Origin of the sequence: Streptomyces sp. NPDC056883, from assembly GCF_042788835.1 — a bacterium.
Taxonomy (GTDB): Bacteria; Actinomycetota; Actinomycetes; order Streptomycetales; family Streptomycetaceae; genus Streptomyces; species Streptomyces stoeckheimensis.
Genome location: NZ_JBHUBS010000008.1, coordinates 41,471 through 67,485, shown reverse-complemented (window position 1 = coordinate 67,485; position 26,015 = coordinate 41,471). Strand labels below are relative to the sequence as shown.

General features: G+C 72.1%; 21 protein-coding genes. 9 read left to right on the top strand and 12 right to left on the bottom strand.

Annotation, left to right across the window (positions count from 1 at the left end):
- Window positions 1-78: 78 nt before the first annotated feature.
- The 4 genes from ACFRU2_RS20900 (at window position 79) to ACFRU2_RS20885 (ending at window position 7,328) form a co-directional block, all read left to right on the top strand.
- Entirely contained in the window at window positions 79-825 is a 747-nt protein-coding gene (locus ACFRU2_RS20900; RefSeq protein WP_382974122.1) for an aminoglycoside N(3)-acetyltransferase, read from the top strand.
- 43 nt (window positions 826-868) lie between these two features.
- Window positions 869-2,353, top strand: coding sequence for a TIR-like protein FxsC (locus ACFRU2_RS20895; RefSeq protein ID WP_382974620.1), 1,485 nt, complete (start codon window positions 869-871; stop codon window positions 2,351-2,353).
- Window positions 2,337-6,338, top strand: coding sequence for an FxSxx-COOH system tetratricopeptide repeat protein (gene fxsT, locus ACFRU2_RS20890; RefSeq protein ID WP_382974120.1), 4,002 nt, complete (start codon window positions 2,337-2,339; stop codon window positions 6,336-6,338). Before ACFRU2_RS20895 ends, fxsT begins: the two co-directional genes overlap by 17 nt.
- A 93-nt stretch (window positions 6,339-6,431) precedes the next feature.
- Entirely contained in the window at window positions 6,432-7,328 is an 897-nt protein-coding gene (locus tag ACFRU2_RS20885; RefSeq protein ID WP_382974119.1) for a DUF4231 domain-containing protein, read from the top strand.
- Between the two features lie 21 nt (window positions 7,329-7,349).
- Here the strand turns inward: ACFRU2_RS20885 and ACFRU2_RS20880 are convergent, their stop codons facing one another.
- The 5 genes from ACFRU2_RS20880 to ACFRU2_RS20860 form a co-directional block, all read right to left on the bottom strand.
- Window positions 7,350-7,829, bottom strand: a complete 480-nt coding sequence (locus ACFRU2_RS20880; protein WP_351379328.1) for a hypothetical protein — start codon at window positions 7,827-7,829, stop codon at window positions 7,350-7,352.
- A 117-nt stretch (window positions 7,830-7,946) separates the two neighbouring features.
- Entirely contained in the window at window positions 7,947-8,771 is an 825-nt protein-coding gene (locus ACFRU2_RS20875; protein WP_382974618.1) for a S1 family peptidase, read from the bottom strand.
- A gap of 198 nt (window positions 8,772-8,969) precedes the next feature.
- Window positions 8,970-9,812, bottom strand: coding sequence for a DUF1684 domain-containing protein (locus tag ACFRU2_RS20870; RefSeq protein WP_382974117.1), 843 nt, complete (start codon window positions 9,810-9,812; stop codon window positions 8,970-8,972).
- A gap of 157 nt (window positions 9,813-9,969) precedes the next feature.
- Complete coding sequence (locus ACFRU2_RS20865; protein ID WP_382974115.1) at window positions 9,970-10,854, bottom strand: S1 family peptidase; 885 nt, start codon at window positions 10,852-10,854, stop codon at window positions 9,970-9,972.
- A 385-nt stretch (window positions 10,855-11,239) separates the two neighbouring features.
- Complete coding sequence (locus ACFRU2_RS20860) at window positions 11,240-12,397, bottom strand: DUF5685 family protein (protein WP_382974113.1); 1,158 nt, start codon at window positions 12,395-12,397, stop codon at window positions 11,240-11,242.
- A gap of 283 nt (window positions 12,398-12,680) precedes the next feature.
- Here ACFRU2_RS20860 and ACFRU2_RS20855 point away from each other — a divergent pair, with 283 nt between their 5' ends.
- Window positions 12,681-13,133 carry a cell division protein SepF gene (locus tag ACFRU2_RS20855; RefSeq protein ID WP_214947996.1) on the top strand — a complete coding sequence of 151 codons (453 nt, stop codon included), beginning with the start codon at window positions 12,681-12,683 and terminating at the stop codon, window positions 13,131-13,133.
- Window positions 13,134-13,200: 67 nt separating this feature from the next.
- Here ACFRU2_RS20855 and ACFRU2_RS20850 read toward each other — a convergent pair whose 3' ends face one another.
- A complete protein-coding gene (locus tag ACFRU2_RS20850; protein ID WP_250740262.1) occupies window positions 13,201-14,370 on the bottom strand; it encodes an acyl-CoA dehydrogenase family protein in 1,170 nt (389 codons plus the stop codon).
- 120 nt (window positions 14,371-14,490) lie between these two features.
- On the opposite strand from ACFRU2_RS20850, the gene ACFRU2_RS20845 reads away from it, so the two are divergent.
- Window positions 14,491-15,483, top strand: a complete 993-nt coding sequence (locus ACFRU2_RS20845; protein ID WP_382974111.1) for a helix-turn-helix transcriptional regulator — start codon at window positions 14,491-14,493, stop codon at window positions 15,481-15,483.
- A 325-nt stretch (window positions 15,484-15,808) separates the two neighbouring features.
- Here the strand turns inward: ACFRU2_RS20845 and ACFRU2_RS20840 are convergent, their stop codons facing one another.
- On the bottom strand, window positions 15,809-16,972 hold the full coding sequence (locus ACFRU2_RS20840) for a phosphatase PAP2 family protein (RefSeq protein WP_382974109.1): 1,164 nt from the start codon (window positions 16,970-16,972) through the stop codon (window positions 15,809-15,811).
- Window positions 16,973-17,231: 259 nt separating this feature from the next.
- Window positions 17,232-18,347 (bottom strand): hypothetical protein, encoded by a 1,116-nt coding sequence (locus ACFRU2_RS20835; protein ID WP_382974107.1) that lies wholly within the window; start codon window positions 18,345-18,347, stop codon window positions 17,232-17,234.
- Window positions 18,348-18,590: 243 nt separating this feature from the next.
- Between ACFRU2_RS20835 and ACFRU2_RS20830 the strand changes: the two genes are divergently transcribed.
- On the top strand, window positions 18,591-20,291 hold the full coding sequence (locus ACFRU2_RS20830; protein ID WP_382974105.1) for an MFS transporter: 1,701 nt from the start codon (window positions 18,591-18,593) through the stop codon (window positions 20,289-20,291).
- A gap of 196 nt (window positions 20,292-20,487) precedes the next feature.
- On the opposite strand, the gene ACFRU2_RS20825 is transcribed toward ACFRU2_RS20830, so the two are convergent.
- On the bottom strand, window positions 20,488-21,159 hold the full coding sequence (locus ACFRU2_RS20825; protein ID WP_382974103.1) for a transglycosylase family protein: 672 nt from the start codon (window positions 21,157-21,159) through the stop codon (window positions 20,488-20,490).
- Window positions 21,160-21,445: 286 nt separating this feature from the next.
- Between ACFRU2_RS20825 and ACFRU2_RS20820 the strand changes: the two genes are divergently transcribed.
- Together ACFRU2_RS20820 and ACFRU2_RS20815 are read left to right on the top strand one after the other, a co-directional pair.
- Window positions 21,446-22,243, top strand: coding sequence for a hypothetical protein (locus ACFRU2_RS20820; RefSeq protein ID WP_250740257.1), 798 nt, complete (start codon window positions 21,446-21,448; stop codon window positions 22,241-22,243).
- Between the two features lie 197 nt (window positions 22,244-22,440).
- Window positions 22,441-22,923 carry a hypothetical protein gene (locus ACFRU2_RS20815; protein WP_382974101.1) on the top strand — a complete coding sequence of 161 codons (483 nt, stop codon included), beginning with the start codon at window positions 22,441-22,443 and terminating at the stop codon, window positions 22,921-22,923.
- Window positions 22,924-22,948: 25 nt separating this feature from the next.
- On the opposite strand, the gene der is transcribed toward ACFRU2_RS20815, so the two are convergent.
- From der to cmk, 3 genes are all read right to left on the bottom strand, one after another.
- Entirely contained in the window at window positions 22,949-24,409 is a 1,461-nt protein-coding gene (der, locus tag ACFRU2_RS20810) for a ribosome biogenesis GTPase Der (RefSeq protein WP_382974099.1), read from the bottom strand.
- Between the two features lie 75 nt (window positions 24,410-24,484).
- A complete protein-coding gene (locus tag ACFRU2_RS20805) occupies window positions 24,485-25,171 on the bottom strand; it encodes a lysophospholipid acyltransferase family protein (protein ID WP_382974097.1) in 687 nt (228 codons plus the stop codon).
- Window positions 25,129-25,833, bottom strand: coding sequence for a (d)CMP kinase (gene cmk / locus ACFRU2_RS20800; RefSeq protein ID WP_382974095.1), 705 nt, complete (start codon window positions 25,831-25,833; stop codon window positions 25,129-25,131). The genes ACFRU2_RS20805 and cmk overlap by 43 nt, the downstream gene beginning before the upstream one ends.
- Window positions 25,834-26,015 lie beyond the last annotated feature (182 nt).

The following is a 26,015-nucleotide window of genomic DNA, read 5'->3' as shown; positions in this document are numbered from 1 at the left end:
GACCGCCTCCCTCGGCCCGGCCCCGAAGACCCCGGCCCCCTGACGGGCCCCCTCCACGCCCTCGGTGTCCGCCCCGGCATGCGCCTCCTGGTGCACGCCTCGCTCGGCGGCACCGGTCTGCGCGCCGAGCAGCTGCGCGACGCCCTCCTGGCCGCCGTCGGTCCGGGCGGCACCCTCGCGGCGCCGGCCTTCACCCCGCAGAACTCCAAGACCTCCACCGCGCACCTGGCACGGATCGCCGGCCTCACCGAGGAGGGCGTACGGGCCTTCCGCGCACGCATGCCCGCCTTCGACCCGGCGCGCACCCCGAGCCACGGCATGGGGGTCCTCGCCGAAGCCGTGCGCACCGCCCCGGGAGCGGCGCGCAGCGGGCATCCGCAGACCTCCTTCTCCGCGGTCGGCGAAGGCGCCCGGGACCTGTGCGCGGGACATCCCCTGACCAGCCATTTGGGCGAGGAATCACCCCTGGGAAAGATGTGCGGGGAGGGATGGACGGTACTCATGATCAATGTGGGATTTTCCGTCTGTACCGCTTTCCATCTCGCGGAGTATCGAATTCCGAAGCCCCCCTTGCGCATGTACGAGTGTGTGGTGAAGGTGAACCATCCGGGGTCTTCAGGGGGGCAGCCTGAAGGGCCGAAGCGGGAAGGGTGGACCGCGTACGAGGACATCGCACTGGATGACAGCGATTTCGCCGAGATCGGCAGGGCGTTCCCGGAAGACGGGATACGCCGGGGGCGGATCGGCGGGGCATCGACCATGCTCTTCGCCCTTCCGCATGCCGTCGATCACGCGCTTGAATGGATGACCGAAAACAGACGCTGATTGACTGAACGATGAGGGGATGTGGCGGAGCAGCTCCGGAATGATGTTTCTTCGCTCGCATCTTCGGGACGGGGGTCGTGTGCCCGCATCAGTGCAGCCGTACTTTTTTCTCAGTTATGCGCATACACCGAGGTTCGGGGCGGGAGGACCGGACCCGGACATGTGGGTGGAGCGGCTTTTCCGCGATCTCTGCAGTCATGTCATGGCATTGACGAATCTGCCCGCGGGAGCCGAGGCCGGCTTCATGGACCGGGAGATACGCAGCGGTGAGGGCTGGTCGGAACGGCTCGGGGCGGCGCTCGCCACCTGCCGGGTCTTCGTCCCCCTGTTCTCGCCGCGCTACTTCGCCAGCGAAATGTGCGGGAAGGAGTGGTTCGCCTTCGCGCAGCGCACCATCCACCACGTGGCGCTCAGCAATCAGCCGGCCGAGGCCATCGTGCCCGCGTTATGGGTGCCGGTACCGCCCTCCCAACTACCGCTTCCCGCCGAGCGGTTGCAGTTCAACCACAACACCTTCGGCGAGCGGTACGTCACCGACGGGCTCTACGGACTGATCAAACTGCGGGGCTACGCCGAGCAGTACGAGAGCGCCGTGTACGAACTCGCCAAGCGGATCGTCCGGGTCGCCGAAACCGTCCGGCTCGATCCGATCAGGCCGCTCGACTACCGCCTCGTGCCCAGCGCCTTCGGCTCTCCGAACGGCACCCCCAGCGCCACCGCGCGCACCCTGCACGTCACCGTGGCCGCCGCCTCCCGGCACGATCTGCCCGAGGGCCGCAGCCCCGAGTACTACGGGGACAGCGCGCTGGACTGGAACCCGTACCACCCGGTCTCGCAGCGGCCCATCGCCTACGTCGCCGAGGACCTGGTCCGCAACCTCAACTACCAGACGTCGGTGGGGTCGTTCGACGACGAAGCCGGGCACTTCGACTCCAAACAGCCGCCGACCCGGCCCGAGATCCTCATCGTGGACCGGTGGGCGGTGGAGGACGAGCAGCGCCGCCAGCGCCTCGCCGCCTTCGACCAGGAGTCCCGGCCGTGGATCAACGTGGTCGTGCCGTGGAACCGGTACGACCACCAGAGCCGCGCCAAGGAGAGCGAGCTGGCCCACCGGCTCGAGGACACCATGCCCGTCAAGATGAGCCAGGGCCGGGCCGCCTGCCGGGCCGCCGCCAACGGCGTGGCCAACATGGAGACGCTCGGGCAGATCCTGCCGCAGGTGGTGGAGGCCGCCGCCCAGCAGTTCCTCAGACACGCCCAGGTCTATCCGCCGGCAGGCAGCCCCGCGGCCGGCACCGAACGGCCCCGGCTGCTCGGTCCGATGGGGATGAACGGGCCTCCGGCCCCACCGCCCGCCCCCTTCCCGCCCACGGCGGGCGATCCGGGCGACGGGACGGGCAGGCCCGGGCACGCCGCGGGGCCGGGCAGGCCCGAGGGGTCCGGCAGGCCCCACGGGTCCGGCAGGCCCGGCAGGTCCGACAAGGAAAACGACAACGACCGGGGGGACGCGGATGACATCGAGTCGTGACAGCCAGCACAGCAGCAGTGACGAGCACCGCGAGGGGCGCATCGTCACCTTCTACTCCTACAAGGGCGGCACCGGCCGCACGATGGCGCTCGCCAACACCGCCTGGATCCTCGCCGCCAACGGCAAGCGGGTCCTCGCCGTGGACTGGGACCTGGAGGCTCCCGGCCTGCACCGCTTCTTCCACCCCTTCCTGGACCCCTCCACCCTCGGCGCCACCACCGGTGTCATCGACCTGATCAGCGAGTACGCGTGGGCGGCCACCAGCCCGGTGCAGCGCGCCGACGACTGGCACAAGGACTACGCGCGGATCCAGCCGCACGCCGTCTCGCTCACCCCCGAGACCCTCGGCTGGGAGTTCCCCGACGGCGGGACCCTCGACTTCGTCTCGGCGGGCCGGCAGAACCGCGAGTACTCCGCGACCGTCTCCACCTTCGACTGGGACAACTTCTACGACCGGCTCGGCGGCGGGCTCTTCTTCGACGCCTTACGGGCGGACATGAAGCGGAACTACGACTACGTCCTGATCGACAGCCGCACCGGCCTCTCCGACATAGCCGACATCTGCACGGTCCACCTGCCCGACGTCCTGGTCGACTGCTTCACCCTGTCCGACCAGTCCATCGACGGCGCGGCCTCCGTGGCCCGGCAGATCGACGAGCGGTTCAACGACCGCGGCATCAAGATCTACCCGGTCCCGATGCGCATCGACGAGGGCGAGAAGGAGAAGGCCGACGCCGGCCGCGCCCTGGCCCGGATCAAGTTCGACCGCTTCCCCAACGGCCTGATCGGGGACGACCTCACCTCCTACTGGGGCGCGGTGGAGATCCCGTACCGCCCCTACTACGCCTACGAGGAGACGCTGGCCACCTTCGGGGACGAGGCCGGGCTCACCAACTCCCTGCTCTCCGCCTTCGAACGGCTCACCACCGTGGTCACCGAGGGCGACGTCACCTCGATGCCCGCCATCGGCGAGGAGGTGCGCCTGCGCATCCGGGACGCCTTCACCCGGCGCCGCCCCGCCCTGCCCGCGGACCTCTTCCTCTCCTACGTCGCCGAGAACCGCATGTGGGCCGACTGGATCGAATCGGTGCTCACCCGGGCCGGCTTCCGGGTCGTCCCCCGGGACGTCTCCGCCGAACGGACCCCGGCCACCGGCGGCGGGGACACCCTGGGCGGAGCCGGGATCAGCGTCGACACCGCCGCGCGGACCGTGGTGCTGCTCTCCAGCGCCTACCTCAAGTCCGCCCGCGCGGTGGACGTGTGGGAGCGGGCCGCAGCCGAGGACCCGACCGGGGGCCGGCGCCAGCTGGTGCCGCTGCGGGTGGGCGACGTACGCCTTTCCACCCCGTACATCGACCGCAATCCGGTGGACCTGTTCCGCCTCGACGAGGTGCACGCCACGACCGCGCTGCTGCGCGCGGTGGAACGGCCGATGGCGCTGCCCGACACCGTCGCCAGCGCCTCCGCGCCCGGCCCCCGCTTCCCGGGGACGGTCCCGAAGATCTGGAACGCACCGCCCCGCAACCCCGGTTTCACCGGCCGCTCCATCGTCCTGGAGCGGATGCGCGACCAGCTCGGCGGCGGCATATCCGTGGTGCTGCCGCAGCCGCAGACCCTGTTCGGGCTCGGCGGTGTGGGCAAGACCCAGGTGGCGCTGGAGTACGTCCACCGGTTCATGGCCGACTACGACCTGGTCTGGTGGATCTCCGCCGAGCAGACCGACGACGTGGTCGCCGCCCTCGCGGAACTGGCCGTACGCCTCGGCGCGCAGACCGGCGAGGACATGTCGGCCGCCTCCCAGGAGGCGATCGACCTGCTGCGGCGCGGGGTGCCCTCCTCGCGCTGGCTGCTGGTCTTCGACAACGCCGACGATCCCGAGACGCTCAAGCGGTACTTCCCGCCGGGCGGCCCGGGGCACGTGCTGGTCACCTCCCGCAACCAGTCCTGGTCCCAGTACGGCGACGCCCTCCCGGTGGACGTGTTCCTGCGCGAGGAGTCCATCGAGCACCTCCAGCGCCGGGCCCCCGGGCTGAGCAAGGAGGACGCCGAGCAGGTGGCCGTCGCCGTCGGCGACCTGCCGCTGGCCGTCGAGCAGGCGGGCGCCTGGATCGCGGAGACCGCGACCCCGGTGTCCGCGTACATCGAGCAGCTGGCCCAGCAGGCCGCCCGCGTGCTGGCGCTGAACCAGCCGCCCGGCTACCCGGAGCCGGTGGCCGCCACCTGGAACGTGTCCATAGAACGCCTGCAGTCCCGCTCCCCCGCGGCCGTGCGGCTGCTCCAGCTGTGCGCCTTCTTCGCCCCCGAGCCGATCTCGGCGAACCTGCTGTACAGCAAGGAGATGATCGACGCCCTCAAGCCGTACGACTCCTCCCTCCAGGAGAAGCTCGTGCTCGGCCGGGTCATCCGGGAGATCGGCCGGTTCGCCCTCGCCAAGGTCGACCAGGTCAGCAACAGCATCCAGGTGCACCGCCTGGTGCAGGCCGTGATCCGGGCGCAGCTCTCCGAGGAGGAGCAGCGCGAGGCCCGCCACGCGGTGCACCGGATCCTGGCGGGTGCCCGGCCGGACGACGACGAGCCGATAGACAACCCGGAGACCTGGCCGCGGTTCAACACCATCTGGCCGCACCTGACCCCGTCGGAGGCCCGGTTCTGCAAGGAGCCGGAGACCCGCCGGCTGCTGATCGACCGCGTCCGCTACCTCTGGAAGCGCGGCGACTTCAAGGCCGCGTACGCCCTGGGCGAGGAACTGCGCGAGACCTGGCGCGAGACCCTGGGCGGCGACGACCTCCAGTACCTGTACCTGCGCTTCCACCTCTCCAACATCCTGCGCTCGCAGGGCCGGTTCGTGGAGGCGATGGAGCTGGACGAGGGCACGCTGGAGCGCCAGCAGGCGGCGCTGGGCGTCTCGCACCCGCACACGTACATGACCACCAGCGGTCTGGCGATGGACCTGGGCGCCCTCGGTCGCTACGGCGAGGCGATGGAGCTGGCCAACGCCGCGCACGAGGGCTTCGGGCAGATCTTCCACGAGGCCCACCCGCGGACCCTGGCCGCGGCGAACAACCTGGCGCTGAACCTGCGCATGATCGGGCAGTACGCGCGGGCCAGGGAGATCGACCAGGAGGTCTTCGACCGGCGCACGGAGGTACTGGGCACGGACCACCCGTACACCCTGTCCTCGGCGCAGAACCTGGCGCGCGACCTGCGCGAGGTGGGCCGCTACGACGACTCGGTGCAGCTGCTGAGCCGGACGTACGAGATCTACAAGCGGACCCTGGGCCGGGCCTTCCCCGGCACCCTGTCGGCGGCCAAGAACCTCGCGGTCTCGCTGCGCAGGGCGGGGGACGTGGAGGACGCGCTGCGGCTGACCACGGCGACCCGCAACCGGTACCGGGCCAAGTACACCTCGGTCAACCCGGACCTCCTGGCCTGCGAACTGAACCTGGCCGCGGACCTGTTCGCGACCGGGGACCCGGGCGGGGCGCGGGACCTGGCCCAGGAGGTGGTGGACGAGTACGTCAAGGTGCCGGGCGAACGGCACCCGTACACCCTGGCCGCCGTCAACAACCTCGCGGTGTTCCACTGGGGCACGGGGGCGGCGGACACCGCCGACACGATGCTGCGCCAGACCATCCGGCACATGCGCGAGGTGCTGGGCGACAACCATCCGCACACCATCTTCGCCAACCTCAACCTGGCCAACGCCCGGGCCGACCTGGGCGATCCGGAGGGCGCCCTGGAGCTGGAGCGGATATCGGTGATGCGACTGCGCGAGGCGCTGGGCGTGCACCATCCTGAAACCCTGGCGAGCTCCTCCAACATGGCGGTCAGCCTGGACATGATGGGCCGCAAGGAGGAGGCCAACCGGGTGCGGTCCGAGGCGGTGGCCGAGCTGACCCGGCTGCTCGGCGAGGACCACGGGCTGACCCGGTACGCGCGCGACGAGCGCCGGGTCCACCGGGACCTGGAGCCCCTGGCGGTGTGATCCGCGGGGGCGGCTCCCGCCGGGCGCCGCCCCCGCACCTCCCCTGTAGACGCAGGAAAACAGCAGACTGGGGGGTTCGCTGTGAGTGACAGCATGACCTTTCGCAACGAGGACCTGCCGGCCCTCTTCCACCACACCGACCAGGCGGCGATCTCCCGGCAGCGGGAGTCCACCCAGGCCACCCGCGCGCAGCTGATGCTGCTCGTCGTGGCCGCCGCGATCGCCGCACTGCCCGAGGGGCCGAAGGCCGGCTCCGCGTACCTGTCCGGGCTCCTGAGCGTGCTCGCCTACGCCGGGGTGCTGGGCGTGGGCGTACGGGCCACCCGGCGCCGGGCCCGCCCGCAGTGGCAACTCAACCGCAGCGCGGCGGAGTTCATCAAATCGCTGGCCTGGCGGTACGCCGTCCACGGTGCGCCCTTCGGCAGCGACGTCCCGGGCGTCGAGGAGACGTACCGGACCCGTCTGGAGGCGGGACTGAACGAACTGCGGAAGATGGGCTGGGAGGATCCGCGGACCGCCGGGCTGGTGCCGGAGGGCGGGGAGATCACGGGTGCGATGTTCCGGCTGCGGGGGCTCGACTACCAGGTCCGCAGGGAGACGTACGTCCGTGACCGGCTGATCGAGCAGCGCAACTGGTACCAGCGCAAGACCGAGGTGTCCCGGCGGGCGACGGCCCTGTGGTCGTGGTCGATCGTCCTGCTGACCTTGCTGGCGCTGCTGTTCGCCCTCTTCGGGGCGTTCGGTTCGGGTCCGGGGCCGGCGCTGACCGGGCTGCTGAGCGCGGCGGCGACGGCCGGGATCGCCTGGAACGAGGTGCGGCGCCACCACCCGCTGATCGAGGCGCACACCCTGATCGAGCAGGACCTCTCCGCGATGATGGTCGTGATGCAGACGACGATCACCGAGACGCAGTGGCCGAGCGCGGTCTACGAGACCGAGCGGTACGTGTCCCCGCAGCACACGGACTGGCTGGCCCGGCACAGCAGTTGACCTGTCGGGGCGGGCGTGGCCTCAGTCCCGGGCCACGCCCTCCCGCCAGATCACGGTGACGGGTTTCCCGAGCGCGCGGGCGTAGGCGACGATCTCTGCGGTGCCGCCGTGCCCCCGGGCGGGCAGACCGTCCCAGACGGCGACGAGGCGGTCGCAGGAGTCGGCGATGTAGGTGCCGGCCGCGTAGTAGGCCTCGTCGGTGGAGCGGGCGAAGTCCATCCGGATCTCCTGGGCGGCCCGGCGCTTGAGCCCCAGGTACCGGTCGAGCGCGCCGGCGCCCTCGAAGCCCTCCTCGTAGTCCCCGCTGGGGATGACCACGGTGAGGTCGGCGCCGTATTCCAGCGCGATGGCGGCGAACAGCTGGTCCGCTCCTTCGGCGAGGCTGGAGAGGGCCTCCAACGGCCCCTCGTGGCCCCCGAGTACGGCCCGCAGGCCCTCCTCCACATGGCCGAGCAGCTCGTCCGGAATCGACCGGTGCCCGGTCACGCCGATTCGCTTCATGCAGAAACCCGCTCCCCCCGTGGACACGAACGCCCTGGACATCCTCCCAGAAGGCGGGAGGACGTCCAGGGGTGCGGCGGGGGCGCACGGGTCCGTGGCGCGGCCCCGGAGCGGGGGCTAGTACACGCTCACGCCGTACGCGTTGAGCGCCTCGACGACGGGCTGGAAGAACGTGGTGCCGCCCGAGGAGCAGTTGCCGCTGCCGCCGGAGGTGAGGCCGACCGCGCGGGTGCCCGAGTAGAGCGGGCCGCCGCTGTCGCCGGGTTCGGCGCAGACGTTGGTCCGGATCATCCCGTAGACGATGTCGCCGCCGCCGTAGTTCACGGTGGCGTTGAGTCCGGTCACCGAGCCGCTGTGGATGCCGGTGGTGGAGCCGCGGCGGGTGACGGCCAGGCCGTTGGTGGCGTTGATGGCGCTGGTGATGTCCTGGCTGCCGACGGTCCCGGGGTGGGCGACGGCGGCGTTGTCGTAGCGGACGAGCCCGTAGTCGTTGTTCGGGAAGCTGGAGCCCACGGTGGGGCCGATGACGGTGGTGTGGGCGGAGTTGGTCCACCAGGTGCCCGCGCCGTCGGTGCAGTGTCCGGCGGTCAGGATGTAGTACGTGCTTCCGCTGCGCACGTTGAAGCCGGCCGAACAGCGCCAGCCGGAGGCGTAGATGGCGTCGCCGCCGGAGACCAGCTTCCTGAGCTTGCCGGGGGTGCGCTCGATGCGCAGGGCGGCCGCGTTCGCTCCGGCCTCGCCGCGGATCCTGGCGATGTCGGCCGCCGAGACGGTGGAGTCGGCGGTGACCACGAGGGTGCCGGAGGCGGGGTCGGTGTGCCAGGCGGTGCCGGCGACGTCGGCGCGCAGGACCGAGGCGCCGGCGGAGGCGAGCCGGTCTGCGCTGAAGCCGCCGTCGGCGTGCGCGGCCGTGGGGGCCGCGAGGGCGGCCACGGCGGCCATGCCGGTGGCCACGGCGAAGAGCCTGGAACGGATGATGGTCTTGATCGTCACTTGTCGTCCTCCCGAGTGGGGATCGGAGGCCCGGCGGGGTGGGTGGTGCCGGAGCCCGTGGAGGGCGGCCGGGGGCACGGCGGAACAGGATGCCGTTCGACGTGCCCCTGACAAGCCCCGAGAGACGCTGACGGGAGTCTCCTGGCGTCAGATACCGCTAGCAAGGGCGCCTTTCAGCCGCCTCTCGCCCGCAGCGATCTCGAACGGCAGGGTGTTGCCCGGCGGTGGGAAGGGGCACACGAAGTGGTCCGCGAAGGCGCACGGCGGGAGCTGGACCCGGTTGAGGTCCACGGTGACGGAGCCGTCGGCGGCGGGGATCCCGGGCTTGAGGAAGCGGAAGCGGTAGCTGGAACGGCCGCCGGTGGCATCGCCGATGACCGCCCAGAGACTGCCGTCCTCCTCGTCCACCGCCACCCGCAGCGCGTGCCGGGCGCCCTCGAATTCGAAGCTCAGCTCGCCGCCCAGGCCGAGCCCGCGCGTCCGCCCGTCGACGTTCTCGACCTGGACCGTCCGGTCCTCCCCGTACGGGGCGAAGTGCCCGGGCACCGCGTACGACGGGTCGTACGGGGTGGCCTCGATCCCGGTGAAGGCCGCGCGGCCCGGTGCGCCCGGATCGAACACGCGGACCGCCCATTGCCCTTCGCGCCGGATCACGACGAGCCGCACCTCCCCGGCGGCGAGCCGGGCGTGCGAGGGCGGGGCCTCGTCGGCGGCCAGGACGGCGGAGCCGGCGAGGGGCTCGCCGTCCAGGGTGATCCCGTCCTCGGGCCCCGCGGTCAGGGTCACGCCTCCGGCGGCGGCCAACCAGCGCCCCGGAACGGCCGGAATTCGACCTTCCGGGTAATCGGCCAGCCCGGGGGTCCCCCCGGACGGAGTCTGGGGGAGGGTGCCCGTCAGTGCGAGCGGCCCGTAGGGGGCGGACACGCCGTCCACCCGATGCTCGCGCCACCGCTTCCAGGCGGTGATCGGATCTTCTGCGTCAGCGCTCATGCCGCTCAACCCTTCCACACCGGCCGGGCCGGAAACCGAAAGGCCCGCCAATGGCCACGAACGCACGCATACACCAACGCACTGGACCCCCACCCGGCAGGCGGGAGGGGGTCCAGCGATCAAGTGGTGAAGCGGTGAAGCGGTGAAGCGGTGTGGCTTAGTAGACGCTCACGCCATAACGGGAGAGCGCTTCCTTGACGGGCTGGAAGTAGGTGGTGCCACCCGCGGTGCAGTTGCCACTGCCGCCGGAGGTGAGACCGACCGCGCGGGTGCCCGAGTAGAGCGCGCCGCCGCTGTCGCCGGGCTCGGCGCAGACGTTGGTCTTGATCAGACCGTAGACGGTCTCACCGGTGCTGTAGTGCACGGTGGCGTTCAGGCCGGTCACCTTGCCGCCGTGGATGCCGGTGGTGTAGCCGCGGCGCTTCACGCTCAGGCCCACGGTGGCGTTGATGGCGCTGCTGATGTCCTGGCTACCGACGCTGCCGTACTTCTTGAGGGCCGCGTTGTCGTAACGGATGAGACCGTAGTCGTTGCCCGGGAAGCTGCCGCTGACGCTCGGGCCGATCTTGGTGGTCCGCGACGCGTTGGTGTACCAGTTACCCGCACCCTTGACGCAGTGACCCGCGGTCAGGGCGTAGTACGTGCTGCCCTTGCGCACGTTGAAGCCGATGGAGCAGCGCCACTGGTTGGTCCAGATGCCGTCGCCACCGCTGGTCAGCATCGTCAGCTTGCCGTGGGTCCGCTCGATGCGCACCGCCGAGGCGTTCGCCCCGGCCTCCTTCTTGATCTTCTCTATGTTCGCGTCCGAGACGGTGGAGTCCACCGTCACCTCGAGGATCCCCGTCTCCGGGTTCTGGACCCAGGCGGTGCCGGGAACGTCGGCTCGCAGCACCGCGGCATCCGCCGCGGCGAGGCGCTCGGCGTTGACGCTGCTGCCGTTCGGGGTCTCTGCCGCCGTCGCGGGACCCGCGAGGGCGGCCACGGCGGTCAGACCGACGGCCGCGGCAGTGAGCCGGGAACGGAAGATGCGCTTGATCGTCACTTATTGTCCTCCCGAAGGAAATCGAAGCCCGGGGCAGGTGCGATGCCCGAGCTTGTGTAGTCATCAGGAACCACGGCCGGCAGATCGCCGTTCGCCGTGCCCCTGACAAACCCCGTAAATGCTATCGAAGGTTTTCCGGCGACAGGCACGCGGGGCAAGGGCCACTTCCGGCCACTGTCCGCTGCGCGTTGACCGCCTCGACCGAAGCGCTCCCTTGTCGCAGCCCAGGCCGTGTCGCCACCCCCTGGACGCCCCCTCCCGGAACGGCCGGAAATCGCCCTACCGTATCGACGGCACGAAGACCCGGACCGGGCCCGCACCAACCCGAAACCAAGCCGGAACCAATCCGAAGCCAAGCCGGGGCCGAAGCGGAGCCCGAACCTCCTCAGCAGCCGTCACAGGGACAGCAGCAGCAGTCCCCGCACCCACAGTCCCCGCAGCAGTCACAGCCGTCGCAGCAGTCACCGGCATCGCACCACGGGTCCTTCTTCTCCCGGGACCACGGACCCTCGTGCTCCGTACAGCACAGCTGGCAGGTGCAGAACAGCCCCAGGGCCACCGCGCAGCCCGGCAGCAGGTCGCGGCGCGGCTTGCGCGGGGGCGCCGGCGGCGGGCCGAAGTCCACCGGGGGCGGCCCGAAGGAGCCCTCGGGCGCCGCGCCCGTCGCCGTGTGGGAGTGCGAGCAGCCGGCCGTCCCGAAGGCCCGGTCCACCGAGGTGCGCAGCTCGTGCACGAGCAGCCGGTGGGCGAGCCCCGCGTCGGCGAACTCCACCTCCCGCAGCGCCAGCCGGATCCCCCGCAGCGCGTCGTCGCACAGCCTGCGCGCCTCGGCGCGGGGGGTCCCGGTGGCGGTCAGCGGGTTCCAGGCGCCGGCCGCCGCGTCAGCGGCCTGGTCCTCGACGGCGTCCAGCAGGTGCGCGAGCCGCCCGAAGTAGCGTCCCGCCTCGGCGAGCGCCGGGGCGTTGCCTGGCCGACCGGCGAGGGTCGCGGTATGGGCGAAGGCGGCGGCCGTCGCGGTCTCGGTCGGCTCGGTCACCACGAGCACCGGCGTGCCCGCTCCGGCCAGGGACTCGATGCCCGCCTGCCGGTCCACGGCGTCGACGAGCACGGCCGTGTCGAAGCCGAGCGAGGCCCCGGTACGGGCACCCGCCCGGTCCCAGCCCCGGGCCACCCGGCGCGCCGCGAGGGCGATCGGGGCGCGGGCCAACAGGCCGTCGCGGTCGGCCACGTGGTCGCGCACCTTCGCGGAGGCCAGGACCAGCGAGACGGCGGCGGCGAGCCGCGCGCCCTCGCCGTTGGCCACGGCCGCGGTGCGCATCCCGCGCAGTGGACAGGGACCGGCGGTGCGCCGGGAGCCCGGGGCGGGACCGGACTGAGCCTCCGTCAGAACGGAGACGAGCAGCCCGTCGTAGTTGGTGACGATCCTCGCGAACTGGCCGTGGTCCCCCCGAAGTGCCAGGCACAGCCCGCAGAGATGGGCCATCCACTCCGTCTTGAACCGCTCCCCGAGCCGATGCGTGCAGGGTCTGACGATGCCGAACAAAACGATTCCCCCGTGTGTCATACGCGTGCTGAGGGGCATGGTAGCGAGACCGGCCGTCACCCGTACGCCCCCGTCCCTCACCCGTACGGCTGCACTGGTCGTATTTTCACTCAGTCAGCAGCGGTACCCGCCGGGATCCTTGACCGTGCAACGGATGTTCTGCACCAGTACCGTCACGAAACCCCTGCGCGGCGACTATCCACTTGGCGCGTTGTCAGCATCATGGACGACGATAGGGACGCGGAAGACAAGACAGAACTGACCGCGATGAAAGGAGGCGTCCATGGGTTCGGTGCGCAAGGCGAGTGCCTGGCTGGGTCTCGTAGAGGACAGCGACGACGAGCGTTACTACGACGACGACTACGCGGAGGCCCCGCAGGGGGGTTCGGTGGTCGGCCCCGGCGAGCAGTGGGTCACGGACCCGCGCGTCAAGGTGGCGTCGGAGTCCGCCGTCGAGCAGGGCCGCCGCATCGCGACGGTCACCCCGGACGGCTTCCGCGACGCCCGCGGCATCGGCGAGCTGTTCCGCGACGGTGTCCCGGTCATCGTGAACCTGTCCTCGATGGACCCGGGCGACGCGAAGCGCGTGGTCGACTTCGCGGCCGGTCTGACCTTCGGTCTGCGCGGTTCGATCGAGCGGGTGGCGACCAGGGTCTTCCTGCTGACCCCGGCCGACACCCAGATCGTGAGCGGCGAGTCCGGCGGCCGCTCGCGCGACTTCTTCAACCAGAGCTGAGCAAGGCCCTCACCGGCCGCCCGCGGTTCCTTCCGGCCCTCCCGGCGATCCTGTGGCCGCACCCGGCCTAGCGGAAGGCATCGAGCCCGGTGAGCGCCTTGCCCAGCACGAGCTGGTGCATCTCGACGGTGCCCTCGTAGGTGAGGACCGATTCGAGGTTGGTGGCGTGCCGCATGACGGGGTATTCGAGGGAGATCCCGTTGGCACCGAGGATCGTCCGCGCGGTGCGACAGATCTCGATGGCCTCGCGGACGTTGTTGAGCTTGCCGAAACTGATCTGCTCCGGCCGCAGGGTCCCCGCGTCCATCCGCCGCCCCAGGTGGTGGGCGAGCAGGATGCCCTTGTGGAGCTCCAGCGCCATGTCCGCGAGCTTGGCCTGCGTGAGCTGGAAGCCGCCGATCGGCCGGCCGAACTGCTCGCGCGTCTTCGCGTAGTCCAGCGCCGACTCGAAGCTGGCGCGCGCCGCGCCCATGGATCCCCAGACGATCCCGTACCGCGCGTGGCTGAGACAGCCGAGCGGCCCCTTGAGTCCGGTGACGCCCGGAAGCACCGCGTCGGCGGGCAGCCGTACGTCGTCCATGACCAGCTCGCTGGTCACCGAGGCACGCAGGGACCACTTGTGCTTGATCTCCGGGGCGGAGAAGCCGGCGCTGTCCGTGGGGACGGCGAACCCGCGGATCCCCTCCTCGGTCTGCGCCCAGACGACGGCCACGGCGGCCACCGAGCCGTTGGTGATCCACATCTTGCGGCCGTTCAGCACCCAGTCCGAGCCGTCCCGCTTGGCGTGCGTGCGCATCGCGCCGGGGTCCGAACCGACGTCCGGCTCGGTCAGCCCGAAGCAGCCGATGAGCTCGCCCGCTGCCATGCCGGGCAGCCACCGCTGCTTCTGCTCCTCGGAGCCGTACTTCCAGATCGCGTACATCGCGAGCGAGCCCTGTACGGAGACCAGCGAGCGGATCCCCGAGTCCGCGGCCTCCAGTTCCAGGCAGGCGAGCCCGTACTGGACGGCGCTCGCGCCCGCGCAGCCGTATCCCTGGAGCGACATCCCGAGGGCGCCGAGGGCGCCGAGCTCCTTGGCGATCTCCCGGATCCCGGGCAGCTCGCCGTTCTCGTACCACTCGGCGATGTTCGGCAGGACCCGGTCGGCGGCCCAGCCGCGGACGGTGTCCCGGATCGCGAGGTCCTCGGGCGTGAGGAGTTCGTCGAGCCCGAGCGGGTCGGTGGGAACGAAGGACACTGCGCCTCCTGGCAGACCGGGATCACAAAACCTAGCGCCGCAAGTTTGTCGGTCCGCCGGTCCGCGGTCCACCCGCTTCCGGTGTGACCCCGGTCCCGGTCCTCCGGGCAGACTGCGGACATGCTTGATACTTCCGCGCGGCTGCTGCGCCTGTTGTCCCTGTTGCAGGCCCACCGGGAATGGACCGGGGCCGACCTGGCCGGCCGGCTCGGCGTGACGGCGCGGACCGTGCGCCGCGACGTGGACCGGCTGCGGGAGCTCGGTTACCCGGTGAACGCAAGTCCGGGCACCGGCGGCGGGTACCAGTTGGGGGCCGGGGCCGAGATGCCGCCCCTGCTCCTCGACGACGACGAGGCCGTCGCGGTGGCCGTGGGGCTGCGGACCGCCGCCGGGAACGGCGTGGAGGGCATCGGCGAGGCATCCGTACGGGCGTTGGCGAAGCTGGAGCAGGTGCTTCCGTCCCGGCTGCGCGCCCGGGTGTCCGCGCTGAACCGGTTCACCGTGCCCATGTTCCGCGGGGCGGGCGCCTCCACCGTCGACTCCTCCGTGCTGACCGAGCTGGCCGGAGTCTGCCGCGACGCCGAGCGGCTGCGCTTCGGCTACCGGGACCACGGCGGGACGGTCACCCGCAGGACCGTCGAGCCGCACCGGCTGGTGTGCAGCGAGCGCCGCTGGTACCTCGTCGCCTGGGATCTGGACCGGGAGGACTGGCGGACCTTCCGGGTGGACCGGATCGAGCCCAGGCCCCCGCACGGACCGCGTTTCACCCCGCGCCCGCCGCCCGCCGAGGACCTCGCCGCGTACGTCTCCCGGGGCATCTCCCAGCGGGTGTACGCGGCCCGCGCGGTCGTCCGGCTGCGGGTGTCCGAACAGGAGGCGGCGCGGATCGTCGGGCCGGCCGACGGGACGCTGGAGCCGCTCGACGAGCAGAGCTGCATCCTGCGCACCGGGGCGGTCAACCTCGATGTGCTCGTGATTCACATCATGCTGATCGGGTGTGAGTTCGAGGTCGTCGAGCCGGCCGAGCTGACGGACCGGATCCGGGCCGCGCGAGATCGGCTCGGCAGGTCACTGGAACCGCGTGAAGCGACCGGAGAAGTGAAGGATTTGTGAGGAAGCGGAGGGCGCCCGGAGTGCACTCCGCCCACAATTCCGCGAAGTTGCGGGGGAATTCGAAACAGAATTCCCCCCGGGCGTGTCGCGGGACGGGAAATAAAAGGTCCAGACGAACTCCGCCGTGGAGGACTGTCGACAATCCGTGACACAAGCGTGACCCGGTATGGAGGAACGTCCGGGCGCGCCGCTGACGTTCCGGGCCTTTCGCGGCGAGCCCGGCTTCGAAAGGCCACGGCCCGCCCCGGACGCACCACGGCGGGCCCCGGTCGTCGACCGGGGCCCGCCGTGGATGCGCGAGCGGAGGGGGTGCGTACCGTCCGGCTCAGCCGCCGGCGGCCGGGCGGGGCGCCGCGCCGCGCGCCGGGGCGCGTTCCGCGTGGGCCGGGCGGCGGCTGCCGGCCGGGGCGCCCGGGGTCCGCTCGGAACGGATCAGGTGCGGACGGCCGGAGAGGTGGGCGGCGGGCCGGGCGGCCGGCTGGTGCCCCGCGGCCTGCACGGAAGCAGAAGCGGAAGCGGAAGCAGAGGCGGAAGCCGATGCCGATGCAGGAACCGGAACCTGTGCGGCCTCGGCTGCCCCCGGCTGCCGCAGCACGACCACGGGCTGTACGGGCGGCGCCGGCTGACGCTCGGACGGCTCCGCGGCGGCCCGCTCGAGCCGCCACTTGCCGCCGGCCGAGAGCAGCGGGACCAGCAGCCCGGTGAGGCCCTCGGGCACCTGCCCGGCCTCCACGCGGCTGCGCAGCCGCGCGCGCAGGTCGAAGACGTAGGCCTCGGCCATGGCGATGGCGGGCTCGAACCACGGCAGCGCCAGCAGCACGAGCAGGCCCGCGAGCCAGCCGAGCAGCACGTCGCTGACCCAGTGGGTGCCGAGGTAGACGGTGGTGGCGCCGACGCTCAGGGAGACCACGGCGGAGACCAGGGAGAGCACCCGCCGGGTGACCACCGTGGAGGCCAGGTAGGCCAGGATTCCCCAGGTCACCACGGCGTTGGCGGTGTGGCCGGAAGGAAATATATCGCCGCCCGCGAAGAGCTCGGCCGAGCCGATCTCGGTGGCGTAGTGCGGACCGAGCCGGCCCAGGCCGAGCTTGACGGCGCCGACGGTGATGTTGAGCAGCAGCAGCGCCACGCCGAGGGTGATCAGCGGGCGGAGGGTGTGCTGCCGCCAGGACCGCCAGCCGAGCCAGGCCGCGACCATGACCGCGGTGGGGCCGCGCTGTCCGAGGACGACGAGGTAGTCGAGGAAGGCGTGCAGCTGCGGCCACTGCTCGTACGGCCGGAAGAACATGATCTGCCAGTCGAGGCGGACGAGCCAGGAAGTGGTCAGGACCGCGACCACGATCGCCAGGTAGATGCCGAGGGTCGCTCCGAGGAGCACGACGCGGTGCCGGCTCATCCGCGGTGTTTGCAGATGAGCCGGTCGCTCTGGTTCCCGGTCCAGCCGGGCGAACACCCGCTCCAGTCTGGGCAGGATTTGGTCGGTACGCACTCAATCGACGTTACCGCGCGCCGATGGGCACCCCGGTCGAATCACGGGCTTTGTGATGACCATGTGATGTGGAGTTGGTCTCACGCGGGACTTAATTCCCGGTATTCAGCCTTTGGTTGGTGCAGGGAAGGTCCCTTCCTCCGACCTTTTCCTCGCATACTTAGGCCGCCTTTATCACTCCAGGTCAATTTGTTTTGCCCAAAGATGGAGTGGAACGCTCCATTCCGTGATCTCGGGCCGCCGGACCACCCGACACGGCCTACGGCGGCCCCGACCCGTTGAGCCAGAAGGCCCCGTACACGGCCGACGCCGCGGCCACCGCGCCCAGGACGGCGGCCGCCCGGCCCGTCCGCCACCGGGCCAGCGCCACCGCGGGCGGGAACACCAGCGGGAAGGCCGGCAGCAGCAGCCGCGGCTTGGAGCCGAAGTACCCGGAGGCGCACAGGGCGAGCGCCACCACGATCCCGGCGTACACGAGCAGCGGTACCGGCTGGCGCCGCCGCACGCAGAGCGCGTACAGCCACAGCACCAGGACGACCCCGGCGATCAGTCCGATCCCGGCGGGGAAGGCCGGGGAGGCCAGCCGCGCCCCGATGAACCGGGCGAACGCCAGGCCTCCGTCGAAGCCGTTGCCCCAGCCGCCCTGTACGTCGAGGTACCCCGTCAGGCCGCCGCCGGTGCGAGCGCCCACCCACAGCACGTACGCCGCCGCGCCGAGCGGCGCCAGCAGGGCCCCCGCCACCGGCCGCCGGGAGCGTTCCCCGCCGCGCAGGGCCAGGGCGGCGGCCACCCACACCGCCGCCACCACGGCGGCGCCGACCGGGCGGGTCAGCCCCGCCCCGGCCGCGAGCAGGCCGGCGGTGAGCCAGTGCCCGCGCAGGACTCCGTACAGGCTCCAGGCGGCCAGCGCGGTGAACAGCGATTCGCTGTACGCCATCGACTGCACGATCCCGACGGGCAGCGCGGCCCAGACCGCGACGGCGAACACCCCGGCGCGGCGGCCGTGGACGAGCTCGGCGACCGCGAAGATCCCCCAGGCCGCGGCGAGCCCGGCGAGCGCCGACACCACCAGGCCCGCGGAGCCGTACCCGAGCCCGGTGACGGCCGAGACCAGCCGCTCCAGCCAGGGCAGCAGCGGGAAGAAGGCCAGGTTGGAGTGGACGTCGCCGTTCGGGAGCGCCACCTCGTACCCGTACCCCTCGGCGGCGATGCGGGCGTACCAGAGGGAGTCCCAGCGGGCCGAGAGCAGCGTGTGCGCGCTGCTGCCGGCCACCGCCCCCCACACCGCGAGCACGGTCAGCCCGAGCAGCCGCACCGCCACGAACACGGTCAGAGCGGGCGCGGCCCGGCGCAATCCAAGATCCTTCACGGGCATGATTATCGAGGTCCGGGGCAGTCGAGCCCGGGCAGGAAGGGCCGAGGTGGAACGAGTGGCGCACACCACAGCGCAGCCGGCGGCGGGATGAGAGCTTGACCACGTGTCGGACAGCCGAACTCGCGTACGCTGACTCTTCACTCGCGTGTCGACGCCGGACCCCGTAGGACGCCACCCTCCCCATCCGTGGCTCCGAAAAACGCTGGTCCGCCGAGTGCGAGGGATCACCTGGGAGGTACATGCATGTCGGGGACGAACGTGACCGGCGACAGGAACCCTTCCCCCTGGCAGCGACTGCGGCGACTCGGCGCGGGCTCCGGCGGGGCCAACCGCTGGGCCGTCCTCGCGGTCCTCTGCGTGAGCCTGGTGCTCGTCGCGCTCGACGCGACGATCCTGCACGTCGCCGTTCCCTCCGTCACCGAAGACCTGCGTCCCGGCCCGATGGAACTCCTCTGGATCGTCGACGCCTACCCGCTGGTCTGCGCCGCCCTCCTCATCCTCTTCGGCACCCTCGGTGACCGCGTCGGCCGCCGCCGCATCCTGCTCCTCGGCTACGGGCTCTTCGGCGCGGCCTCGGCCCTGGCCGCCCTCGCCGACAACGCCCAGGTCCTGATCGCCGCCCGCGCCCTGCTGGGCGTCGGCGGCGCGATGATCATGCCGGCCACCCTGTCGATCCTGCGCCAGGTCTTCCCCGACCGGCGCGAGCGGGCCCTGGCCATCGGCATCTGGACGGCCGTGGCCGCCGTCGGCGCCGCCAGTGGGCCCGTCCTGGGCGGCTTCCTGGTCCAGCACTTCTGGTGGGGCTCGGTCTTCCTCATCAACATCCCGCTCATGATCATGATCCTGCCGCTGGGCCGGTGGCTACTGCCCGAGTCCAAGGGCTCCTCCGACGGGCCCTGGGACGTGCTCGGCGCGCTCATGGCCGCGGGCGGTGTGCTCGGCGCGGTCCTCGGGGTCAAGCGACTCGGCGCGGAACGCCACCTCATCGACCCGCAGGCACTGGTCCCCCTCCTCATCGGGGCGGCGCTGCTGGTGCTCTTCGTACGGCGCCAGAAGCGCCGCGCGCACCCGCTGATCGACATGCGGATGTTCTCCCGGCCGGCCTTCACCACCTCCGTGGGCTGCATCGTGCTGGCCATGCTGGCGCTGGTCGGCCTGGAGCTGATCGCCGTCCAGTACCTCCAGCTCGTGCTGCACCTGAGCCCGCTGGAGACCGGGCTGCGCCTGCTGCCGCTCACCTTCGCCGCGATGGCGGCGGGCGCGACCGGCTCGTACACGCTGGCCCGGACCGGGCCGCGCAGGATGGTCTCGCTGGGCTTCGTCCTGACGGCGTTCGCGGTGCTCCTCCTGACCCTCATGGGCCAGCACGACCGTCCGGTCCTCCTCACAGTGGGCTTCGTCCTCCTCGGCTTCGGCCTGCAGACCACCCTGTTCGCGGCCTACGAGTCCATGCTGAGCGAGGCTCCGGCCGCGACGGCCGGCGGCGCCGCCTCGATCGGGGAGACCTCCTACCAGCTGGGTGCGGGCATGGGCATCGCCCTGCTCGGCAGCGTGATGAACGCGGCCTACGCGCCCGGCCTGGCGTCCGTCCCCGGCGTGTCGCAGGCCGACTCGGCCGGCGCCTCGCATTCGCTGGGCGAGGCCTACCAGATCGCGGCGCGGCTCGGCGGCCCGGCGGGCGAGTCCCTCTTCTCGGCCGCCCGCCACTCCTTCGTCCACGGACTGCACGTGACGCTGGTCGTCAGCGCGGCCCTGCTGCTGGCGGGCGCGGCGATGGCCCTGAGGCTCCCCCGCACGATGGAGTGCGCGGACCCCGAGGCGGCCCCCGTCCGCCTCCCGGTACAGCCGGGCCCCGAGCCGTCGTCCCCGACCGCACCCACGGGCGCCCGCATCCCGGCCCAGCCCTCCCCCGACCACGACCCGGTACTCGGCCACCCTGCCTGACCCCGCCACACGGAGGGCCGGTGCGGGCGGGCTGGATCTTCCGGCTGCGCCGGAAAATTTCAGCCTCGCCGGCGTTTGAGGCGCGGGGTCTGGGGCGGAGCCCCAGGAGGGGTCCGGGCGCAGCCCGGGGAACGGGCGAAGGGCGGGTAGGGGACTTCCGCCCCGCAGGGCCGACCCACCCGCACCCACCCACCACCTACGCCCCCGAAGGCAGGACACCCGGCGCAGGCGGGGCCGCAGCCGCCCCGGGCACCGGCGCCGGGGATGCCTGCGGAGCAGCCGGCGCCGGCACAGGCGGATCCGACCGCACAGCCGGCAGCGCCAACAGCATGCCGACCCGCAACACCCCCGGCCGAGCCCCGATCACCCCCCGGTTCGCCGCGTAGAGCGCCTGCCAACCCCCCGGAACCCCCCGCTTCCGCGCGATCGCCACCAGCGTGTCCCCGCTCCGCACCACGTGCATCCGCCCCGCCAGCCCGTACCGCTTGGCGCACACGGGCCACGCCTCCCAGCCCTGGCTGCCGAGCAGCTCCTCCCCCACCCGGATCTGCTGCTCCCGCGTGGCGAGGTCCGCCCTGGGGGCGAAGGCCAGCCCCCCGTGCTCCTCCCACGTCGGCTGCCAGAACTGCAGTCCGCCGTAGAAGCCGTTCCCCGTGTTCACCGCCCAGCGGCCCCCGCTCTCGCAGTCGGCCACACAGTCCCAGGGCCACTTCCCGCCGGGCCCGCAGTCCACCGCCCGCCCGGGCGCCCCCGGCCGCGGCGGGGGCGGCGCCGCAACCGCGGCCGACACCGACGCCGAAGCCGACACCACTGCGACCAGCACCAGCGCCGCCGCGCCCACCCCACCCGGAACCCCGAAGTTGCGCATCGCGTCACGCTACGCAGCCCCGTACCGCCCCCCGCGCGCGCCACACCGCGCCCCGCGCGCCCCCACCCGCTCGGCCCACCGGCCAAACGGCCAGCACCGGCCATCAACTGCGCACAACCAAAAAAGAGTTGGCACGAAAACAACGGCCCGGTCGGACCGTTCACTCCTTCGGGGGTCCGGTTCGATTCCGTTCCCTCAAACGGCGTGACCCCGGCCGCCACTCCCCCGTTGAGCCCGGCGAGCCGGAACCCCCCGGCCCCGCACGCCTAGTCCGAGGAGCCACCCCGTGCCGCGCATGCTCGAAGTCAGTGATGAGGTACGTGCCGAGATCGGCGACGAGGAGGCCGAGCGGCTGCTCGCAGGTGACGGATCCCCGGGCAGTTACGACTGCACGTCCTGCCGCACCCCCGGCGACTCCGAGCGCGAGCAGACCAGCACCGTGCTGTTCGTCGGCGACGAGACGGCCGTCCTGGCCTTCGCCCACGCCGGCTGCATCCCCTCGCAGGTCGTCTCCGTCCCCGAGGCGGACCTCCAGGGCGCCGTCCGCTCCATCACGGGCGACAGCCCCGCCCCGGCCGCCTCCCCCGCCGGCGACGTCCCGCAGTCGGTGCCCGGCGGCCAGGCCGTCCTCGGCATCACCAGCGGCCTGATCCTGATCAACGGCGAGCTGCACCCCGCCCTCGTGGTGGAGCCGACCGCGCCCATCGCGCGCCCCGGCACCACCGGTCCCGGCGACGACTTCCTCCCGCTCCTCATCGAGCAGGGCTTCATCCCCATGACCGAGACCGAAGAGGTCCCGCAGGCCCTGAGCGGCTGGTCGATCCTGCTCGCCGCCGGCCAGCTGCACTCGGTGCTCCAGCCCGGTCAGATCGCCTGGTGGCAGGCGCACCGGCCGCTGTCGGTGACCGACGGCTGGCGGGCCGCCGTCAACAAGACGCAGCGCGTCCTGGTGTACGCGGCCCCCGTCGGCACCATCGGCCAGCAGCCCCGCGAGGACCTGCTGCGCGACGCCCTGGACAAGGCCGCCCGCAACGGCAAGCTGGTCGCCGCCTCGATGCCGCTGGCGGGCACCCCGGGCGCCTGAGGCCCCGGCACCCGGAGCTTCCCCCGGCTCCCGCTCCCCGCTCTGCCTTCCGTCCCCGAGACTGCCGTCCGACCCCCGTCAGGGGGGCCGGGCGGCGTGCGCCGGGGGTGCGCGGTCCGTCCCGCGCACCCCCGGCGATCTGCGTTTTCCGCCCCGCGACCCCGCATCCGAGGGCCGCCGGTTTCGTTGGCTGATACGTGCATTCCTACGATGTCTCCCGCGCCCCGTCCTATCCGAGCAGCGTCCCCCCGATGCGCCCCGTACGGGAGCTGGGGAGCTCTCCGGCCGCCTCGCACACCCCCATCTACGACACGCTGTACTCGGAGTACCTGCGCGCCTTCCGGGCCCTGCCCGGCGACCGCACGGGCGAGGAGGACCTCGGCTTCACGGCGTTCTCGTACGGGGGCCCCTACAGCGGCGCGTACACCGGCGGCACGGGCACGTACGGCAGCGGCTCCGGGACGGGCTCCGCCGGCGCCTACGGGAGCGGCTGGAACGGTTCCTCATGGCAGCCGACGGGACAGCACGCCGGGCAGCAGGCGGACGCCTGGCAGCCCTCCCCCGCCCCGCAGCCGCAGTACTCGTACGCCGGCGCCGGATACGCGAACGGGCGGCAGCACCAGACCGGGATGCAGCACATCCCGGCGGCCCTGCCGCCCGCTCCGCGCCGGGGCTACTAGCCCCGGCCGCCCCACGCGCGGGGCACTACATCTTGCGCTTGTGCTGCGCACCGCGCTTCTCGCGGACGCGGACCGAGATGTGGATCGGGGTCCCCTCGAAGCCGAACTCCTCGCGCAGGCGGCGCTCGATGAAGCGGCGGTAGCCGTGCTCCAGGAAGCCCGAGGCGAAGAGGACGAACCGCGGCGGCTTGCTGCCCGCCTGCGTACCGAACAGGATGCGCGGCTGCTTGCCGCCGCGGATCGGGTGCGGGTGGGCGGCGACGACCTCGCCGAGGAAGGCGTTCAGACGGCCGGTCGGGACGCGCGTCTCCCAGCCGGCGAGCGCGGTCTCGATGGCCGGGACCAGCTTCTCCATGTGGCGGCCGGTGAGCGCCGAGACGTTCACCCGGGGCGCCCAGGCGACCTGCTGCATCTCGGTCTCGATCTCGCGCTCGAGGTAGTAGCGGCGCTCCTCGTCGAGGTTGTCCCACTTGTTGTACGCGATCACGATCGCGCGGCCCGCCTCGACGGCCATGGTGATGATGCGCTGGTCCTGGACGGAGATCTGCTCGGTCGTGTCGATCAGGATGACCGCGACCTCCGCCTTCTCCACGGCGGCGGCCGTACGCAGCGAGGCGTAGTAGTCGGCGCCCTGCTGGAGGTGGACCTTCTTGCGGATGCCCGCGGTGTCGATGAACTTCCAGGTGATCCCGCCGAGCGTGATCAGCTCGTCGACCGGGTCGCGGGTGGTGCCGGCCATCTCGTTGACGACGACGCGGTCCTCCTTGGCGACCTTGTTCAGGAGGGAGGACTTGCCGACGTTCGGGCGGCCGATGAGCGCGATCCGGCGGGGACCGCCGACGACGGTGCCGAAGCGCTGCTCGGGCGCCTCGGGCAGCGCCTCCAGGACGGCGTCGAGCATGTCGCCGGTGCCGCGGCCGTGCAGGGAGGAGACCGGGTGCGGGTAGCCGAGGCCCAGCGACCACAGCGAGGCCGCGTCGGACTCGCCGCTCTGGCCGTCGACCTTGTTGGCGCACAGGACGACGGGCTTGCCGGCCTTGCGCAGCAGGCGGACGACGGCCTCGTCGGTGTCGGTGGCGCCGACCTTGGCGTCCACGACGAAGACGACCGCGTCGCAGGCCTCGATGGCGTACTCGGCCTGGGCGGCGACGGAGGCGTCGATGCCGAGGACGTCCTGCTCCCAGCCGCCGGTGTCGACGACCTTGAACCGGCGGCCGGCCCACTCGGCCTCGTAGGTGACGCGGTCGCGGGTGACGCCGGGCTTGTCCTCGACGACCGCCTCGCGGCGGCCGATGATGCGGTTCACCAGGGTCGACTTGCCGACGTTCGGGCGGCCGACGACGGCGAGGACGGGCAGCGGGCCGTGACCGGCCTCCTGCAGAGCGCCTTCGACGTCCTCGATGTCGAAGCCCTCTTCCGCGGCGAGCTCCATGAACTCCGCGTACTCGGCGTCGCCAAGTGCTCCGTGGTCTTGCTGGTCGTTCATGAAGTCCGTTCCTCGTCGTTCGTGGTGATCGGTGGGGCCCGCGCAGCGCGGTTCCACTACTAGGTCAAGTCTCGCTCAGCGCCCGGTCAGGCGCTTGGCGTCGGCCAGGTGGGCGGTCAGCCGGTCCTGGATGCGTACGGTGGCCTGGTCCAGCGCGGTACGGGTACGGCGGCCACTGCCGTCCCCGGCGTCGAAGGCATCGCCGAAGACGATGTCGACCCTGCTCTTCAGCCGCGGCAGCGCCTTGACGACGCGGCCGGAGCGCTCGGTGCTGCCCAGTACGGCGACCGGCACGATGGGGGCGCCGGAGCGGACCGCGAAGTACGCGAGTCCCGCGCGCAGCGAGGCGAAGTCGCCTTCGCCCCGGGTGCCCTCGGGGAAGATCCCCAGGGCTCCACCGTTCTCCAGGACGCCCAGCGCGCGGCTGATGGCTCCCCGGTCGGCGCCGGAGCGGTCCACCTTCACCTGCCCGATCCGGTCGAGGAAGGGGCCGAGCGGACCGACGTACGCCTCCTTCTTGATCAGGAAGTGCAGCGGTCGCGGTGCGGTGCCCATGACCATGGGGCCGTCTATGTTGTGCGAGTGGTTCACGGCCAGGATGACGGGGCCGGTGGCGGGGACCTTCCAGGCCCCCAGCACGCGCGGCTTCCAGAGGCCGTACATGAGCCCGATGCCGATCCTCCGGCCGACCGCCGCACCCTTGAGGGAGGGCGTATCGCTCACGCGCGGCCCCGCTTCTCTTCCACGAGGGTCACGACGCACTCGATGACCCGGTCGAGCGTGAGCTCGGTGGTGTCCACCTCGACCGCGTCGCCGGCCTTGGCCAGCGGGGAGGTCTTGCGGCCGGAGTCGGCGGCGTCGCGCTTGATCAGCGCCTCCTTGGTGGCCGCGAGGTCCGCGGCCTCCTTGCCCCGCAGCTCGCCGCTGCGGCGGGCCGCGCGGGCCTCGGCGGAAGCGGTGAGGAAGATCTTCAGGTCGGCGTCGGGCAGCACGGTGGTGCCGATGTCCCGGCCCTCGACGACGATGCCGTCGGCCTCGTCGGCCGCCTCGGCGGCGATGGAGCGCTGGAGCTCGGTGATCAGGGTGCGCACCTCGGGGACGGCGCTCACGGCGCTGACCTTGGAGGTGACCTCCTGGGTCCGGATCGGGCCGGAGGCGTCCTGGCCGTCGACGGTGATGGTGGGGGCGGAGGGATCGGTGCCGGACACGATGACGGGCTTGCCCGCCGCGAGGGCGATCGCCTGCGGGTCCTCGATGTCGATGCCGTTGGTGATCATCCACCAGGTGATGGCCCGGTACTGGGCACCGGTGTCCAGGTAGCGCAGCCCGAGCTTGGCGGCCACGGCCTTGGAAGTGCTGGACTTGCCCGTGCCGGAGGGACCGTCGATGGCGACGATCACGGCGGTCGGAGCTGCGGTTTCCACGGTGCGGGCACCTTCCTGGTTGCGCGTACGTGTCCGGGCGCGCCAATAGCGCCCCTCCTCCAGGTTACCGGGCTTTTCGCCGCCGCCCGCCGGGGCGTCGGCGGGCGGGCCCCGGACGGGCCCGGGGCAGCCGCGGGGAGGGGCGCGGAGCGGGCCCCGGGCGGGCACGGGCCCGCTCCGGA